We start from the raw sequence: 17754 nt of genomic DNA, 5'->3' as shown, positions 1-17754 counted from the left end.
AAGTCTACCATTAAATTTAAAGTTGCATCTTAATCGATTAAGCTCTATCTTTATATACTATGTAACTTTAAGCAAGAATAATTTCAAATTTTTAAGTTACTCTCGGTATTACCTACTCATAATAAAAAATAAATTGTACTGAAATTAGTCACTATAAATATTACAAAGTCCAAACTAATTTTTTCTGTATCATTTAGAATCTAACAAGGGGATCATAAAAATGACAATAACATCTAATACTGCACCGTTATCTTTTAAAGAAAAAGTTGGTTATGGAATGGGAGATATGGCATCTAACTTTTATATGGGGTTCTTTGCGCTGTTTCTTCTTTATTATTACACTGATGTATACGGTATTTCTGCAGCGGCAGCTGCAACTATGTTATTAGTAACCAAATTTATTGATGCCATTAGTGATCCTGCCATGGGTTTACTAACCGATCGCACATTCACTAAGTGGGGTAAGTATCGCCCTTATTTACTTTGGATGGCCATTCCTTATGCATTGCTCGGCTATCTATTATTTTTAGGTCCTGAATTTGGTAACACAGGCAAACTAATTTTTGCTTATGTTTCATATTCATTAGTGATGCTAGCTTATACAGCGATTAATGTTCCTTATTCTGGTTTAATGGCGGTTATTCATCCAGAATCAGGTGAACGTACCAAAGCAGCTCAATTTAGGTTTATTTTTGCTTCAATTGGTTCATTGGTTGTTGGTGCTTCAGCTAAGCCTTTAGTTGAGTTTTTAGGCGGTGGTGATGAGCTACTCGGTTTTCGCCTAACTATCATTTTATTTGCTGTACTTTCAGTTATTGTGTTTTGGTATACATTTGCAGTAACAAAAGAAAGAATAATGCCTAAAAAGCATAAGGTAAGTATTAAGGAAGATATGGCTAATTTATTAGCCAATAAGTCATGGTTGATACTGGTATGTACGGGTATTTTCGTTGTAATTGGTTTGGTTGCTCGTTTTGCATCAATTACTTATTACACCAAATATTATATGGGGGATGATGGCACAAATATTTTATTGTGGATGGATCAAACCACGCTTATTATTTCATGCGGCTTGTTAGGTCAACTCTGTGGCGCACTGGTTACCCCCATATTGGTAGCACGCTTTGAGAAGCATAGATTAATGTTTACCATCAATTTATTCCATGCAATATTATTATTCTTCGGTTTTACTATTTCGTCCGATAATCTTGCACTAACAATCATAATTCATACTTTAGGCATAACCACTTTCGGTATTGCAATTACATTGTTATTCACCATGTATACTGATTGCGTGGAGTACGGTGAATGGAAAACTGGTAACAATAGCGCAGGTTTAACTGTATCAGCATCAATGTTTTCATTGAAATTTGGTTCAGCTGTTGGCGGAGCATTGCCTGGCTTTATCCTTGCCGCATTTGGTTTTATTGCTAATCAACACCAAACGCCAGAATCAATCGAAGGTATACGTTATATGTTTAACATTTTACCTGCTATTTTCTTCCTACTTGGGGCTGTATTAATTCTTTTCTATAAGATAGATAGTAATCAATTAAAACAGATTGAACATGAACTAGCTAAACGCCGCACACAACCTGAGCATCATTAATAACAAGTCTATTGATTAACGTCTCGGCATAACATCCGTTGACGTTATACCTATACAGTTTACTGTAACAACCACTTCAAACAACAGAACGTTAAAACTAAATTATTCTATTTATCAAACTATTAGTAAAAAAATCAAATGAAATATAAAAAACACTTGCAAGATCACCATAATTCAAACTACCATTAAACTTAATCGATTAAGTTAAAAATATAACGAGAGCTTTTTCAGATTATAAACATATACTTTAAAAACATGGGGTGAGAACATGAACAAAGTTACATATAAAAAATTAATATTAAGTACATTAGCCATAGCTGTCTGTTCGAGCTTAAGTGCAGCAGAAACTAATAAGACAGAAGAAATAAAAGCCAAAGGAATTGATTTTGAAAAAATTGTTGTTACTGGCTCGGTGGGGCGTGGAACAACAGTGATGGAATCAAGTGTCTCTGTAAGTAGCATATCAGCAGATCAAATTGAAATAGCCACACCACGAAGTAGTGCAGAAGCATTTAGAAATATCCCAGGTGTTCGAGCAGAAGCATCAGGAGGTGACGGTAACGCTAACCTTGCAGTACGTGGACTTCCTGTAGCAGCTGGTGGTGCAAAATTCATGCAGATTCAAGAAGATGGCTTACCCATACTACAATTTGGTGATATTGCTTTTGGTAACACCGATATTTTCTTGCGTATTGATTCAACAATGGACTCTATTGATGCCATTCGTGGTGGTTCTGCATCAACTCTTGCTACAAACGCACCAGGCGGCATAATTAATATTGTAAGCAAAACAGGTGAAGGTGATGAAGGAAGTATTGCAACAACCATTGGCTTAGATTACGACTCTACTCGCACAGATTTTCAATTTGGCGGTGAAATTAATGACTCTACCTATTTTCATGTTGGCGGCTTCTACCGCCAAGGTGAAGGTGTACGTGATACAGGTTATACGGGTAATAAAGGAGGTCAAATAAAAGCAAATATCACCAAAGAATTTAGCGATGGATATGTTAGACTATATTTTAAACACCTAGATGATACGACAACTGCTTATTTACCTATGCCTGTACATGCCGATGGTTCTTCAGTAGCAGGGTTTGACGCATCTACTGGAACTCCACATACGCCATACCACACCTCGATGATTACAACGGATGGTGCTGGTAACGGACGTCTTTCTGACATGCGAAATGGTATGAGCCCGAAAGTTGATGCGCTTGGTTTTGAAGCCGTGTTTGATTTAGGCAATGACTGGTCTGTTGAAAACAGAATGAGGATTTCTCGCACAAAAGGTAGCTTCACGGGTCCATTTCCTGAAAGTATTCAAAGTAGCCAAGGCCTTGCGGAAAGTATAGCGGGTGCAGGTGCTACATTAACTTACGCAAATGGCCCAGAAGCCGGTAATGCTTATACAGCTGCCAACCTCATGCGTATTCATTCATTTGATGTTGAAATGACTGACTTAGATTTTATGGTTAACGACTTCAAAGTAACTAAAACGATAAATGATACTAGTTATACATTCGGTATGTACAATTCTACACAAAATATCGAACAATCTTGGCTTTGGAACTCTTACCTTTACGAGGTTAAGGGTCAAGATGCGGCACTTGTTGATGTAACTGCCGCTGATGGCACAGCATTTTCTGATAATGGTGTTATTGCTTATGGTGTTCCTGCGTGGGGTAATTGTTGCACACGTAATTATGACTTAGCCTATTCAATCACAGCTCCATACGCATCGTTTAGTACAAGTTTTGATAACATAAATATTGACGGTAGTGTTCGCTTTGATAGCGGTACTGCAACGGGTTCTTTCTCAGGTGCAGCTCAATCAACTGTTGACATGAACGGTGACGGTACTATACATCAAATAGAATCAAGTGTTTCAAATGTAAACAATGCTGCTGCTAACAATGTAAATTATGATTGGAGCTACGTTTCATATTCTTTGGGCGCTAACGTTAAAATTAATGACGATTTAGCTGCCTTTGGTCGTATCAGTAAAGGCGCTACTGCTAATGCTGATCGTTTAGCCTTTGGTAAAATTGATGGTGCTGGTGTTGCAAAGGATGAGGATATCTATGATGAAGTTGACCAGTTAGAGCTTGGTGTTAAATTCCGTCAAGATGAACTATCTGTATTTGCGACTGCGTTCTTTGCGCAAACTCAAGAACAAAACTTTGAAGCAACCAGTCAAAGATTTTTTGACCGTGAATATGAGTCAAAGGGTATTGAAATAGAATCAACTTACTATATTGGTGATTTTGATGTACGAGCTAACTTAACGTGGACTGATTCTGAAATAACAAAAGATGCACTTAACCCTTCTGTTGTTGGTAATACACCAAGAAGACAAGCAGATATTGTTTACTCAATAACTGGTCGCTATAACTTTGACCAAGGCTCTGTTGGACTGAACGTAATCGGTACCACAGATTCATTTGCGCAAGATAACTTTGACCAAACCGATCCTGATGCACTGATGTTAGATGCCTACGCACAAGTGAATGCATTTGCTCAATATAATCTTTCAGACTCATTCAGTGTATCTTTAAATGTTAATAACTTATTTGAAACAGTGGGCATCACCGAAGCAGAAGAAGCTACAGCCGCAACTAATAAAACAATTATTCGTGCACGCTCAATACAAGGACGTTCCACAAGTTTAACGCTTAAATACGATTTTTAAGCATTAAATTTAAAACTTTACAGAAAGTAAGGTAAGTAATAAACAAGCCCATTTTATATGGGCTTTTTTTAAAAGGTATATTTATGATTTCTTTACTCAGTTATGGTGAAGTGTTGGTAGATTTTTTACCAACAACTAATAACAATCCTAGTTACATTCCATTAGCAGGAGGTGCGCCTGCAAATGTTGCAGTTGCCTATGCAAAATTAGGTGGAATAGGCTATTTTGCAGGGGGAATTAGCAAAGATAATTTTGGTAATATGCTAATACAACAACTAGAACATGAAGGGGTTAATACTACTTTTGTCAAAAGAATACCTGATGCTAATACTGCGTTAGTGCTAGTCAGCTTAGACCAATATGGTGAGCGAACATTCAACTTTTATCGCCATAATACAGCTGACACCTATTACGGAAAAACACAAATAGATAACATCGATTGGCAAAATGTTGGTATTTTTCATTATTGTTCAAACACACTCACAAATGAATCAATGTATCTTGATACACTCTACGCCATACAAAATGCAAAAAGTAACAATGCTTTAGTCAGTTTTGATGTTAATTTACGCCAACAACTCTGGCATAACTTAGCATTACTACCTGAGTATGTTGAAGCCTGCATACAAAAAAGTGATGTAGTAAAGTTAAGTAAAGATGAAGCTAAATATTTAGCTAATATTAAAAAAGTAACTATTGAAGATTATGTAAATTATTTATTATCACTAGGAGCCAAGCTCATCATTATTACAGATGGAGAAAATGCAGTTAACGTAACCAGCACCCACTTTTCCGAAAAGCTTAATGTTCCTAAAGTATCAGCACTTGATACAACAGGCGCAGGCGATAGTTTCATTTCAGGCTTTCTGTTTTCATTAACTCAATCAATTAATGATAATATACAGCCAGCAACATTATTTGATGCTATTGAACAACCTCACCATGTAACTACGGCTGTTTTATTTGGGGCTAAATGCGGTGCTTTTACTTGTCAGAAAAAAGGAGCCTTTACAGCACTACCTTACATAACTGACTTGTAATTCACGTTAAAAAATTATTAAAAAATACAATATATGTACTTATTCAACTTCAGCATTGTGCAAATTGCACAATGCGTTTATTTTATTGATCTCTTTAAATAAAGTAGATAATACCAATCTCACTAACTATGTGATCATTTCTACTGGTTAAAACAACCAACTACTGCGTTATTTATTTAATAAGTAGAACAACTAGTTATTAAAATAAGCACCTTGTATTTGGCTGTTTTTCCTACGTATAAAGTAGGTCACCTAATTAATGAAACTAATGGTATAACTTACGATATAATGATTGTTAAACCATCATTATATCGGGAAAATAACGATTGAATGCCCACATGAAAATTGATTATTTACATAGTATTGAGCAGATACCTGTTGCGCAATGGCACAACTTAAACCAATCAACTTGCCCTTTCCTTCTTTATGATTTTTTTAGCGCCCTTGAAGCAAGTCAGTCTGTGAGTATTCAGCAAGGATGGGAACCGCATCATTTAGTAGCATCAGTTAATGAAGAAATAATCGCATTTATGCCGTTGTATTTAAAAAATCATTCTTGGGGCGAGTATGTCTTTGATTGGGATTGGGCCGATGCTTTTCAGCGCTATAATATTAATTACTATCCTAAACTAGTGGCGACTATTCCGTTTACACCAGTTAGTAGCGATAAAGTGTTTTCTTCAACACTGCATATTGATGATTTATTTTCCCACTTAATTAAACATTGCCAACAAAAAGATATTAATAGCTGGCATATTTTGTACTGCAATGAAGTCAAAGCGGCTTTACCTAACGATGTTTACCAGCGCAATACAGTACAATTTCACTGGTTTAATCGTGGTTACCAATCATTCAACGATTTTCTTGACACTTTTACCTCACGTAAACGGAAAAACACCCGAAAAGAAAGACTATCAATCAGCCAACAAGGAATAAAAATTCGCCAATTAAAAGGAGATGAAGTAACTCTTAAAGACATAGATTTTTTTTATTTAACCTACCAACTTACTTATTTAAAACGAGGTCATCAACCCCATTTGAACTTTGATTTTTTTAAACAAATTTTTAATACCATGTCAGAAAATATTTTATTAATCATTGCCAGTGATGAACAAGAAGATGTTGCCTGTGCTTTGTTTTTGTACAACAGCTCTCACCTTTATGGTCGTTACTGGGGCTGCACTAAAGCGTATAGCAATTTACACTTCGAGCTTTGCTATTATCAAGGCATAGAGTTCTGTATTAACAATAAGATAAGTACATTTAATCCCGGCACTCAAGGTGAACATAAAATAAAACGAGGCTTCGAACCCGTTTTAACACATTCATATCATTGGATCAAACACCCTGATTTTAAAGAAGCGATTAAAAATTTTTGTCAACAAGAGCAAATGCATATGTTAACGTATCAACAACAATGTCAGCAGTTATTACCTTTCAAAAAGTAACGCCTATCACCATAAGAAAAAAAAATGAATAAACCTTTCTCGCAAGCATGTGAAAATAATAAACGTCCAATTTTAAGCTATTTAGCCAACATTTTTGCTAACAAAAAACAGGTATTGGAAATAGGGTCAGGCACTGGCCAGCACGCCAGTTATTTTGGTCAGCACCTACCAAACCTAATATGGCAAACCAGTGATTTATTAGAAAACCATCAAGGTATTAACTTATGGTTAGATGAAGCAAACTGCCCTAATGTACTCAGGCCTATTGTTATTGATTTAAATAAACCATGGCATATTTCTCAAAAGAATTTGCCCCTTGATGGTTTATACACAGCCAATACGCTGCATATTATTAGCTGGCCATTAGTGATTAAATTTTTTCAAGCGATAAAAGATAATTTACCCTCATCGGCAACAATTTGTATATATGGCCCGTTTAACTATCATGGAAAATTTACTAGCGAAAGCAATGCTAATTTTGATGTGTGGCTTAAAGAAAGAGATGTAAACAGTGGGATTCGTAATATCGAAGACATTATATCACTCGCCAACGACGCTAGGCTTTATTTAGTTGACGATTACGCTATGCCAGCCAATAACCGTCTTCTGGTATTTACAAAAAAATAAGTATAAATATTCTGCTGATCTATTTTGCTAGTGCTAATTCAGCATTCAACGCTTTTAAATTATTAGCAATATCTTCAGCTGCCGTTTTCGGGTTAATGTCATCATCTATTTTCAATATTTTCCCTTCTTTTGAAATATAAAAAGTCACTCGGCTTGCAACACCCATAAAGTTCAACACATCGTATGCTTTCGCTGTTTCTTTGGTGGGATCACTAAGCATCGGAAAATCTGCGCCTGTTTTTTTGGCAAAATCTCGGTTGTCATCAAGGGGGTCAACACTGGCCATAAAATAGCTTGCATTATACTTTCTGATCAAGTGTCCTTTCTCTACCAGTGATTTACACTCAAATGTGCAACCACGGGTATTAGCCATAGGATACCAAGCTAAAATAACTACTTGCTTACCTTTGTAATCGCTTAATTGATAATAATCGCCTGTGGTAGCTTGTAAATTAAAGTTTGGCGCTTGCTCACCTATTTTCAAATCTGTTGCCAATACACTAAAACAGCTAAATACTGCAAATAGAGTACATGCCAATGTAGTCATTTTTTTCATTTGAGTTACCTTTAAATAACTAAAAATATTTATTGTCTTGATTCAATATACATTATTTGAACCAATTTACCTAAAACAACGCAAATAAGTACTATAGACATAAAACTAGTGAGAAGGTAAAAATGGTAGAGCTAAACGATAAATATCGCTTAACCCTGTTATAATCTAGGATTAAAATACACTAGCCATGGGTATGTCTCTCTTTAAGGACTTTGATTATCATGTACTGCTTGGGTTACAGAAATACATACCAACCTTTGTGCTAAAATTTATTAAAATTAGTTCAATTCATGGCTCAAGATAAATCAAAATAGTTGACGTATATGCAATTTATCTTTGTACAAGATACCTTTTTAATTTTATAAAACCTTTTATCTCAAAGTTTAATTAACAAAGATAAATAGCTAATAGTAGGTATAAATAAATGTTATCACTCTATCCAGCCATAGAGCCTTTTAATCATTATCATTTAAACGTGACGAATGATGCCACTGCAAGTGAAGAACCTGCGGGAAAACATCAAATTTACATTGAACAATGTGGAAATCCCTTAGGAATTCCTGTGGTGTTTTTGCATGGTGGTCCTGGTTCAGGTTGTCAACCAAAGCACCGGTGTTATTTTGATCCTGCGCTGTATCATATCATTTTATTTGATCAACGAGGCTGCGGACGTTCTCGTCCTTATGGCTCTTTAGCGCAAAATACAACCGCACACATTATTGACGATATGGAGTTAATACGACAACATATTGGTATTGACAAGTGGTTAGTCTTTGGAGGGTCTTGGGGGGCAACATTAGCTTTATGTTATGCACATCAATTTCCTGAGCAGGTATCTGGCTTATTATTACGTGGAGTATTTCTTGCCCGTAAACAAGATATTGATTGGGTTTATAGCGAAAATGGCGCAGCAAAAATTTTTCCTGAAGCTTGGAGTCACCTAGTTGCCGATTTACCTTGTTTACAACAAGCTCAGCCCCTAGCTGAAGTCTATCAACAACTTACTAGTGGTGATACTAAGTTATCAAACACTATATTTAATAAATTACAATACTGGGAAGCAAGTCTTATCTATTGGCAGGAGCTAGTTAGCATAGAAGAGTTTAACTTAGCGCAAACCAATGTGAAACAGTTAGCAACAACGGTACAAGACAAAATCCCTGCTATTATTCAGCTCCATTATTCAATGAATGAATGCTTTATAGCAACAACACCTCTGCTTGAGTGTATCTATAATATTCGACATATACCAACAACAATCATTCATGGTCGCTACGATATGGTGTGTCCTCTTGAACAAGCATGGCAATTAAAAAAACATTGGCCTGAAGCCCAATTATTAATTATTGAGATGGCCGGACATGTTGCCGATGAACCTAAAATTACTGATGCGTTAATAAAGGCAACAAACGCTTTTGCAAAACGTTAGTAAACAATATTAAACAGCCATATCAATAAGTTATATTATTTACAGGAGATATTTTTAGTAATCAGTGTTTTTCTAGTGCTCGCCGCATCATTTAATAAGTAGCCTCTAAATACCTAAAAATTGAGTTTCCCTAATAGTCTTATTGCTAAGGGGGCCTGAAGACCCCTCTATTTCCACCTAAAGTATAATGTTTAATAAATAAGATTTAAATATAGTAAAAGGGTACTTGTTAAAAAATAAGTAATACTAGAATCACTACTATTAATCAGCGAGGAATACCTTATGTGGATCAAACCAAACTTTGAAGAAATGCGTTTAGGATTTGAAGTAACGTTATACATCAGTAATCGTTAATTTTTGAAAAAAAATCAGAATAAATTAATAAGAATAAATTACCTCAGTTATTACAAATTTTTAAATACTGAGGTAATTAGTTACAGCTCATTAATTTCCTACTTTCCCTTTGTCTTGATCTCGAGGCACATATGAAGATTTTAGTTCTAGGCTCAGCTGCAGGTGGTGGATTTCCTCAATGGAATTGTCACTGTGCAAACTGTAAAGGTTTACGTGACGGTACTATTAAAGCAACAGCACGTACTCAATCATCTATTGCCGTTAGCTCAAATGGAAAAGACTGGGTATTAATCAATGCCTCTCCCGATATTCGTGAACAAATAAATAAATCGGCACAACTTTGGCCCGAGCAAGAGAGTCGCGGTACTAATATTCGTGCGGCAATTTTAACTGACAGCCAGATAGATCACACCACAGGGCTATTAACCCTACGTGAAGGACTGCCGCTTGATGTGTATTGCAGTGACGTTGTCTATGAAGATTTATCAACGGTTTTTCCCTTATTCAATTTGCTAGAACACTGGCACGGCGGACTGAACTTTAACAAAATTGATACCGAACAACGACAAGAATTTAGCGTGAAGGGAGTTGATGGTATCGGATTTGTCCCTGTTATTATTGAATCTAATGCCCCTCCCTATTCACGTTATCGCGATAAAGTAGTCGCAGGTAATAATATCGGTTTAAAAATAATAGATAAAAGTACGGGTAAGTATTTATTTTATTTACCAGGCATTGTTGAAAGCACGCTAGAAGTAGAACGCATATTATCTGAAGCAAGTTGTGTACTTATTGACGGTACCTTATGGTTAGACGATGAAATGATTACTCAAGGTGTTGGCACTAAATTAGGCTCAGAAATGGGGCATATGCCAGTCAATGGTGACTATGGTACAGTCGCGCTATTGAATAAATTTACGATTGATAGAAAAATTCTCATACACATCAATAACACTAACCCTATTTTAAATGAAGAGTCTCCTCAACATCAATTTGTTTTAGACAATGGTGTAGAGATTGCCACCGATGGCATGGAAATAACAATTTAATATCAATTATAGGATGCATTTTTATGCAAGCTTGGACTAGAGAACAGTTTGAACAAAAACTTAAAGACAAAGGTCAGCTATACCATATCCATCACCCTTTCCACATTGCAATGCATCAAGGTGAATGTAGTAAAGAAGAAATTCAAGGTTGGGTTGCAAATCGCTTTTATTACCAACTGAATATACCAATTAAAGACGCTGCCATAATGGCTAATTGTCGTGATATGGAGACTAGGCGTTTATGGGTTCAACGTATTTTAGATCACGATGGTTGTGTTGGTGATGAAACATTAGGTGGTATTGAAGCTTGGTTACGTTTAGGTGAAGCGGTCGGTTTAGATAGACAAGATTTATTAGATGAAAAGTTTGTACTTCCTGGTGTCCGTTTTGCGGTAGACGCTTATGTTAACTTTGCTCGCAGAGCTAACTGGCAGCAAGCAGCTTGTTCATCGTTAACCGAAATGTTTGCACCTGAAATACACCAAAGTCGTCTTGATAGTTGGCCACAAAATTATCCGTGGATAAAGCCTGAAGGATTGAGTTACTTTCAAATGCGTTTGTCTCAAGCGCGTCGTGATGTAAATCATGGTTTAGAAATAACATTAAATCATTTTACTAGCCAGCAAGCACAAGAAGAAGCGTTAAATATTTTGCAGTTTAAGCTAGATATTTTATGGAGCATGTTAGATTCAATGACCCTAGCTTATCAACAAGGTAGAGCTCCTTATCAGACGATATTAGGTCAAAGCGTTGTTAATAATCCTATTTACCATAAAGGAGTATTCAAGTGATGACAGCAATAACTTCAAAAAAAATTAGCCCCACAATGATACCCTCACTTAACCCTTTGTTTCGCTTTCAATGGGAAAAAGCGCAAGATTGCTTTGTATTATTATTTCCAGAAGGTATGGTTAAACTCAATGGTGGTGCAGGTGAAATTATGCAACTTATTGATGGTAAACAAAGCGTACAAAAAATTATTGACACACTGCATAGTAAATTTCCTGACGCTGCTGATTTGGCGCCAGATGTAAATGAATTTATCGCTAACGCTATTGAAAAAAAGTGGATTTATCATGACTAATCCATCAGTGATCGACAAAAAAAAACAAAATCCACCCGCTATTGTTGGGCCACCGCTTTGGTTACTCGCAGAATTAACTTACGACTGTCCGTTACACTGCCCTTATTGTTCAAACCCGCTACAATTAACTGAAACAAAACATGAGTTAACGACACAACAGTGGTACAAAGTATTTAGTCAAGCAAGAGAGTTAGGGGCAGTACAGCTAGGTTTTTCTGGTGGAGAGCCTTTGTTACGTAAAGATTTAGAAGAACTGGTGAAATACTCCAGAGAGCTCGGTTTTTATACTAACTTAATAACCTCGGGCATTGGTCTCACCGAAAAGCGTTTAGGTAAATTAAAAAAAGCGGGATTAGATCATATTCAAATAAGCTTTCAGGGCGCTGATCCTGAATTAAATGATGCCATTGCAGGTAGAGGGGATGCGTACCAACAAAAATATAATATGGCTAAATCAGTTAAAGCGCAAGGTTATCCTATGGTACTTAACTTTGTTTTGTCCAAACAAAACCTTGAACAAATTACAGATATTATGCGCCTAAGTTGTGAGCTAGAAGCCGATTATGTTGAGTTAGCAACCGCACAATATTATGGTTGGGCCTATGAAAATCGTGATCATTTATTGCCGTCACGAGAACAGTTAGTTGAGGCGGAGCGCCTTGTTAATGAATTTAGAGAGCAACAACAAGGCAAAGGACCGAATTTTATTTTTGTTACACCAGATTATTTTGAAACCCGCCCCAAAGCGTGTATGAATGGCTGGGGATCAACCTTTTTAACGGTAACACCAGATGGCTCGGCTTTACCTTGTCATAGCGCAAAGATGTTACCACTGACTTTCCCCAATGTGAAAGACAAATCTATTGCCAATATATGGCAACAAGATTTTTCTTTTGATTATTTTCGCGGTGATCATTGGATGCCACAACCGTGTAAAAGTTGTGATGAAAAAGAAAAAGATTTTGGTGGTTGTCGCTGTCAGGCCTTTATGATGACTGGCGACATGCATAAAACGGATCCTGTTTGCAGCAAATCTGAAGATCACCATTTAATTCAGCAAGCTATTGAAAGTGCAATTCAACCCTCAAAACCAATAATTAAGCGAGTTAATCAAAAAGCGATACAGCATGCTAAAAATACACAGTTAAATATCGCACGTATAAAAGTATAATAATGTCGGCTTCAGCATTGATAACACAGAGCAAATGACAGAAAATATTTATTGCCATGAAAATGGTTTAAAACACATTAATCTTGTTGATGATGGAGGTTTTAGTGCCCTTTTTGTGGTTAACACACCTATATTTGATAACAGTGGTGTCGCTCATGGCGTTGAACATATGGTTTTTCGTCGCAGCACTGCTTTTCCACAACCAGAAACTTTATTTCAACTAACATCACTCACAGACGCTAAAATTAATGCATCAACATTTGCTAATAAAACTTATTTTCATTGTCAAAGTCAATGTTATCATACGTTTATGCTGGCTGTTAATTACTTACTTAATGGCTTATTTGATCCTATTTTTGATACTGAAGATTTACGTTGTGAAATTCACGACGGGGATAATAAAGGTGTTATTTATCAAGAATTAATTGGTAAAGAACAAGCGAATAATGAAAAAAATCAGAGTACACACAAAAGTGATGCTAATCAATTTAGTTACGGTGGTATTAGCACATCAATTGGTAAATTATCACTTAACGACTTAATAGCTTTTCATCAACATTATTATCGAGCAAGTAATATCATATTAGTAACCGCCAATGCTAATGTTGAACAAATAGCACACTTAATTGACTTATTACCCAAGCAAACTGAACTACCTACACAGGTGAAAATAGAAATAGAGACACAAAAAAAACAGTCACTAAATAGAGAACCAAATAACGCAAAAAATCATACGTCCAGGAGGATTCAAGAAAGTGAAAATAATGACCCCCATCAAAAGAAGTATTCTTCAGCAATCAACAAACTTATTCGTGTTTATTATTTTTGGTTAGAAAACCCTTACTGTAAAAAAATTAAGCATATTAAAAAACAATTAACTACCAACAAAGAGAGTTTACTAGTAAATACTCAACGTGATTTAATTCCTGCTTTAATAAACTTGTCTACAAAGCTAGCGAAGAACATAGATACAAATACGCTTTATCTCAAAATATCAACAGAGCCACCATCACTTCCCAACTTATTTACCACATTATGTCAACAAGCTAAGGCATCCTTAACTAGTAATATATCTAATAATATTAGTCATGGGTATGCAACTGACCAGCGTAATGCGTTATGGCTAACAAATATAAAGGCTACTGATGAAGTAATCGCTAATATTACTAGCTACATTATTAGTGCATCCCCATATTTCTTAGCACCTCGCTGTCAAGGTCTTTGCTATGCAACTCAAGCATTAACAATTGAAAAATCGTCTTATTTCGTTATATATAGTGCTTTTAATGTGGATCCTAATTACCAGCTAAAAGCACTTCCTCATTGTTTATTAAGATTAAGCCAAGATGATAGTTTTATTAGCATGAGTTTAGCACTAGCTAAAATTAAATACCGCCAAGCTTACCAAGTTAATAATAGCCACGTAATGAATATAACTGTTTCCGATATATCTGTTTACTTACAAACCCTAATCAATAAAAACTTAAAATAGCCATAGACAGATTTGTTGGGAATGTTCAATTCAACACTTTAATTTGTTTTGTTGAATTAACTCTAATATGAGTTTGAAAATAATACTTATCAGTTTTCTTACCATTAGACAAAAACCAAATTTTAACTTGTTTAGCTTCCCCAATAACTTCAATATTTTTATTAATGAAGAATACTTCAGGTGAGGCACCATACTTTTTTCTAAATGCTGTAATAGTTTTAGGGTGAAGTGCTACCGTAATACTTCTTCTATCTCTGTAATCTAACTCAGTGTTTAAATAAACAATCCCCTTCTCTATAGCTGCGGCTTTTATTGAAAATTGAAAGGTCCCCTTTACACCTCTAGGCGCATTTTCTTCTGTTTGTTCAATTAATTGCATAACATCAGTTGATACTGAACTTGAAGCTAGTTTTGGTACTGCTGTACATGCAGATAAAACTAAAATTGATAATAATATTAAATACTTCATTGAAATTACATCCTTGTTTATATGTTGATTTTTACTGTTTTACCAATGCTGATTTTACTATGGCAAAACCAATAAGTCCTAATATTGCCCCCGTAACCTTATCAATATAATAAGCCGCTTTAGTAAATTTAGTTCGTATTTTTCGAGTTGAAAGCAAAAAAATAATTGATAAATCCCATAAGAATACAATAATGGTCATCCAAATTCCCAAGCCTAATTTAAAAGCAAAGCCTACCTCTGGAGTAAGTACTACCGTGAAAAGACTTAGGTAAAAGAGTAAATTTTTGGGATTTAATATTCCAGACATAAATCCTGTAATAAACTCCTTTAAAAAGGTCGATTTACTAACTATATTATTTTGAGACTCTACAATATCTAGATTATCATATGAACTTTTACGAGCACGTAAAGCTTGTACAGCAAGATAAATCAAGAAGAATCCACCGATAATTTTTAACGCAATCATTACAGGCACAGAAGCGGCCAAAATTGAACCTACACCAATTAAACATAAGCCAATATACACCGCATTAGCTGATGCAATACCTAGTGCCACACCAATAGCATTTTTACCTTTGTTTTTAATCGCACTTTTTACCACAAGGACAAAATCAGGCCCGGGGCTTAGCAAAGCAAAAAAATGAGCTATTGCAACGGTAACAAAAATACCAAGTAAGTTTACGTCCATATGAATCACCTTTTAATAAATACTTGAAGTGTATAGAAAAATTCTACTTTATCACCCTATTAAGATAATAAAAATTGTTAGTTAAAATAAATGACGGTAGAGAGTAAACCTATTGTTCATTATTTTTTAAATTACTTATACAACAAAACTTCTACTCGAGTGGCCAAATTAACAGCTCAATCTAGTAACTTGCTAACGGGAAAAACGTATCACTATAGTATCACACGAACTGAGGGTTACAACTAACAACGATAGCCAAGAAAAATAGGAGTATTGCCCTAATGCAGCGAGGTCATCGCGTGATTATTGGTCACCCGATTTAGAACAAAGATGTGCTTAAGCAAACGAAAAGAAATCATCGGACATCCATTCTAAATAACCTGATAAGTTTCCCGATCTGATCACAATGTTACTTAAAAGTTCAATTTATAATACTCTTGCCCTACACTGTTACCTAGTATTTTTTATTTTATCTAAATGTAGATCAGAAAATTCTGATAAGCGTCTAAGTTTAATATAAGACATTTCATATTTTTTATCGGAAAATTCGAAAGCGGGTGGAACGACAATCGTTTTCATATTTGCTTTAATCGCTGAAATAACTCCTGAAATAGAATCTTCAAATGCAATGCACTTTGAAGGTTCAACTTTTAGCTTTTTTGCTGTAGATAAATATACTGCGGGATCAGGCTTTCCATTAATTTCATCCTCCGAAGAAGAAATAGCATGAAAATAATGAGCAATATCAAGTTTTTCTAAAACTATAGGAATTAATCTAGAAGGAGCATTAGTTGATAAACCTATTTTAAATTTTTTTTCATAAAAAAAATCTAAAACATCCTTAACTCCTTCCATTGGTGTACCTTTGGTAGAAATAAGTTTTGCAACATGATCTACAACTTCACTTTCAACTTGCTCTAAACTTTTACCTGACCAAGGAAAAAGATCATACCAAAATTCAGTTACTTCTCGTGTAGTCATTGAGGCTGTTTTAGACGAAAGTTCTTTAGTCACTTCAACTCCAACAGATGAAAAAACTTGTTTTTCAGCTTCTTTCCACATCGGCTCTGAATTGATCAATGTCCCATCCATGTCAAAAATTACGGCTTGCATCATATTGATTCCATTTACCCCTTTAGTATTTATGCGACACATAGTTTTTTGTTGCTTTACCATAATAAAAGTCACTTGAATTAATCATTGAGACTTATCTTTACTAGGTTTTGACTGTTATTTTTCTTGCTAAGTTTTTAGGTATTGCATACTTAAAATCCGCCAACAGGTTTTAAACTGGGTTATCTATATCCACAAACACAACCTCAATACCCTGCTCTTTTGCTATGTATTCGCCCAAAGCTTTAACGCCATAACGTTCGGTAGCATGATGACCTGCTGCAAAGAAATGAATGTCCATTTCATGGGCAATATGCGTCGTTTTTTCAGACACTTCACCTGAAATAAAGGCGTCTATACCAAGTTCTGCCGCTAATTCAATATAATCTTGACCTCCGCCAGTACACCAAGCAACCGTTTTAATTTTTTTATTAGACGGAGGGGCAATATGTAAACAAGTTCGGTTAAGTTTTTCACTAATTATCTGTGACAATTGTTCACCTGAACTCGGGCTAGCTAGTTTACCTTGTATTGCCACACTTAATTCATTCCCTAATTCAAGTGGCCCTGTTATTTCTATATTTAACAATTTAGCTAATTGTGCGTTATTACCTAATATTGGGTGAATATCAAGAGGTAAATGATAAGCAAATAAGTTAATGTTATGCTCAAGCAAAGACTTAATGCGTGTATGTTTCATGCCACGAATAACATAAGACTCGTTTTTCCAAAAATAACCATGGTGCACTAATAATGCATCAGCTTTTTCATCAATCGCTCGATTAATTAATGCTTGTGACGCCGTAACACCTGTCACTATTTTTGTTATTTCATTTTTACCTTGTATTTGTAGTCCATTCGGGGCGTAATCTTTAATTCGTGCTGGAGATAATAAATTATTTAAATATTGTTCAAGCTTGTTTCTATTCATTG

General features: G+C 35.3%; 17 protein-coding genes. 12 read left to right on the top strand and 5 right to left on the bottom strand.

Features of this window, described 5'->3' with window-relative positions:
• Positions 1-220 precede the first annotated feature (220 nt).
• From ACE1OF_RS08885 to ACE1OF_RS08865, 5 genes are all read left to right on the top strand, one after another.
• Entirely contained in the window at positions 221-1609 is a 1389-nt protein-coding gene (locus tag ACE1OF_RS08885) for an MFS transporter (RefSeq protein WP_448893953.1), read from the top strand.
• Between the two features lie 268 nt (positions 1610-1877).
• Entirely contained in the window at positions 1878-4301 is a 2424-nt protein-coding gene (locus tag ACE1OF_RS08880; protein ID WP_448893952.1) for a TonB-dependent receptor domain-containing protein, read from the top strand.
• Between the two features lie 83 nt (positions 4302-4384).
• Positions 4385-5341, top strand: coding sequence for a carbohydrate kinase family protein (locus ACE1OF_RS08875; protein ID WP_448893950.1), 957 nt, complete (start codon positions 4385-4387; stop codon positions 5339-5341).
• A 338-nt stretch (positions 5342-5679) separates the two neighbouring features.
• Positions 5680-6789, top strand: coding sequence for a GNAT family N-acetyltransferase (locus ACE1OF_RS08870; protein ID WP_448893949.1), 1110 nt, complete (start codon positions 5680-5682; stop codon positions 6787-6789).
• Between the two features lie 24 nt (positions 6790-6813).
• Entirely contained in the window at positions 6814-7416 is a 603-nt protein-coding gene (locus tag ACE1OF_RS08865; protein ID WP_448893948.1) for a DUF938 domain-containing protein, read from the top strand.
• 19 nt (positions 7417-7435) lie between these two features.
• Here ACE1OF_RS08865 and ACE1OF_RS08860 read toward each other — a convergent pair whose 3' ends face one another.
• Positions 7436-7972 carry a peroxiredoxin family protein gene (locus ACE1OF_RS08860; protein ID WP_448893947.1) on the bottom strand — a complete coding sequence of 179 codons (537 nt, stop codon included), beginning with the start codon at positions 7970-7972 and terminating at the stop codon, positions 7436-7438.
• Positions 7973-8396: 424 nt separating this feature from the next.
• Here ACE1OF_RS08860 and pip point away from each other — a divergent pair, with 424 nt between their 5' ends.
• The 7 genes from pip (at position 8397) to ACE1OF_RS08825 (ending at position 14551) form a co-directional block, all read left to right on the top strand.
• A complete protein-coding gene (gene pip, locus ACE1OF_RS08855) occupies positions 8397-9401 on the top strand; it encodes a prolyl aminopeptidase (RefSeq protein ID WP_448893946.1) in 1005 nt (334 codons plus the stop codon).
• Positions 9402-9683: 282 nt separating this feature from the next.
• Positions 9684-9755, top strand: coding sequence for a pyrroloquinoline quinone precursor peptide PqqA (gene pqqA, locus ACE1OF_RS08850; protein ID WP_081154332.1), 72 nt, complete (start codon positions 9684-9686; stop codon positions 9753-9755).
• A 131-nt stretch (positions 9756-9886) separates the two neighbouring features.
• Positions 9887-10804 (top strand): pyrroloquinoline quinone biosynthesis protein PqqB, encoded by a 918-nt coding sequence (pqqB, locus tag ACE1OF_RS08845; protein ID WP_448893945.1) that lies wholly within the window; start codon positions 9887-9889, stop codon positions 10802-10804.
• Positions 10805-10821: 17 nt separating this feature from the next.
• Positions 10822-11595: a pyrroloquinoline-quinone synthase PqqC gene (gene pqqC, locus ACE1OF_RS08840; protein ID WP_448894003.1), complete on the top strand. Its 774-nt coding sequence runs from the start codon at positions 10822-10824 to the stop codon at positions 11593-11595.
• Positions 11595-11888, top strand: coding sequence for a pyrroloquinoline quinone biosynthesis peptide chaperone PqqD (gene pqqD / locus ACE1OF_RS08835; RefSeq protein WP_448893944.1), 294 nt, complete (start codon positions 11595-11597; stop codon positions 11886-11888). Before pqqC ends, pqqD begins: the two co-directional genes overlap by 1 nt.
• On the top strand, positions 11881-13059 hold the full coding sequence (gene pqqE / locus ACE1OF_RS08830; RefSeq protein ID WP_448893943.1) for a pyrroloquinoline quinone biosynthesis protein PqqE: 1179 nt from the start codon (positions 11881-11883) through the stop codon (positions 13057-13059). Before pqqD ends, pqqE begins: the two co-directional genes overlap by 8 nt.
• Positions 13060-13093: 34 nt before the next feature.
• Positions 13094-14551, top strand: coding sequence for an insulinase family protein (locus ACE1OF_RS08825; protein WP_448893942.1), 1458 nt, complete (start codon positions 13094-13096; stop codon positions 14549-14551).
• A gap of 25 nt (positions 14552-14576) precedes the next feature.
• Here the strand turns inward: ACE1OF_RS08825 and ACE1OF_RS08820 are convergent, their stop codons facing one another.
• The 4 genes from ACE1OF_RS08820 to ACE1OF_RS08805 all read right to left on the bottom strand — a co-directional run bounded on the left by ACE1OF_RS08820 (position 14577) and on the right by ACE1OF_RS08805 (position 17752).
• Positions 14577-15020 carry a hypothetical protein gene (locus tag ACE1OF_RS08820; protein WP_448893941.1) on the bottom strand — a complete coding sequence of 148 codons (444 nt, stop codon included), beginning with the start codon at positions 15018-15020 and terminating at the stop codon, positions 14577-14579.
• 31 nt (positions 15021-15051) lie between these two features.
• The gene (locus ACE1OF_RS08815; protein WP_448893940.1) at positions 15052-15708 is read right to left on the bottom strand and encodes a LysE family translocator; all 657 of its coding nucleotides are present in this window, start codon (positions 15706-15708) and stop codon (positions 15052-15054) included.
• 450 nt (positions 15709-16158) lie between these two features.
• Positions 16159-16824 (bottom strand): hexitol phosphatase HxpB, encoded by a 666-nt coding sequence (hxpB, locus tag ACE1OF_RS08810; protein ID WP_448893939.1) that lies wholly within the window; start codon positions 16822-16824, stop codon positions 16159-16161.
• A gap of 169 nt (positions 16825-16993) precedes the next feature.
• Entirely contained in the window at positions 16994-17752 is a 759-nt protein-coding gene (locus ACE1OF_RS08805; protein ID WP_448893938.1) for a Nif3-like dinuclear metal center hexameric protein, read from the bottom strand.
• Between the last annotated feature and the right edge of the window lie 2 nt (positions 17753-17754).

This window comes from Colwellia sp. E150_009, assembly GCF_053543955.1.
This window is presented reverse-complemented; position numbering and strand designations above follow the sequence as displayed.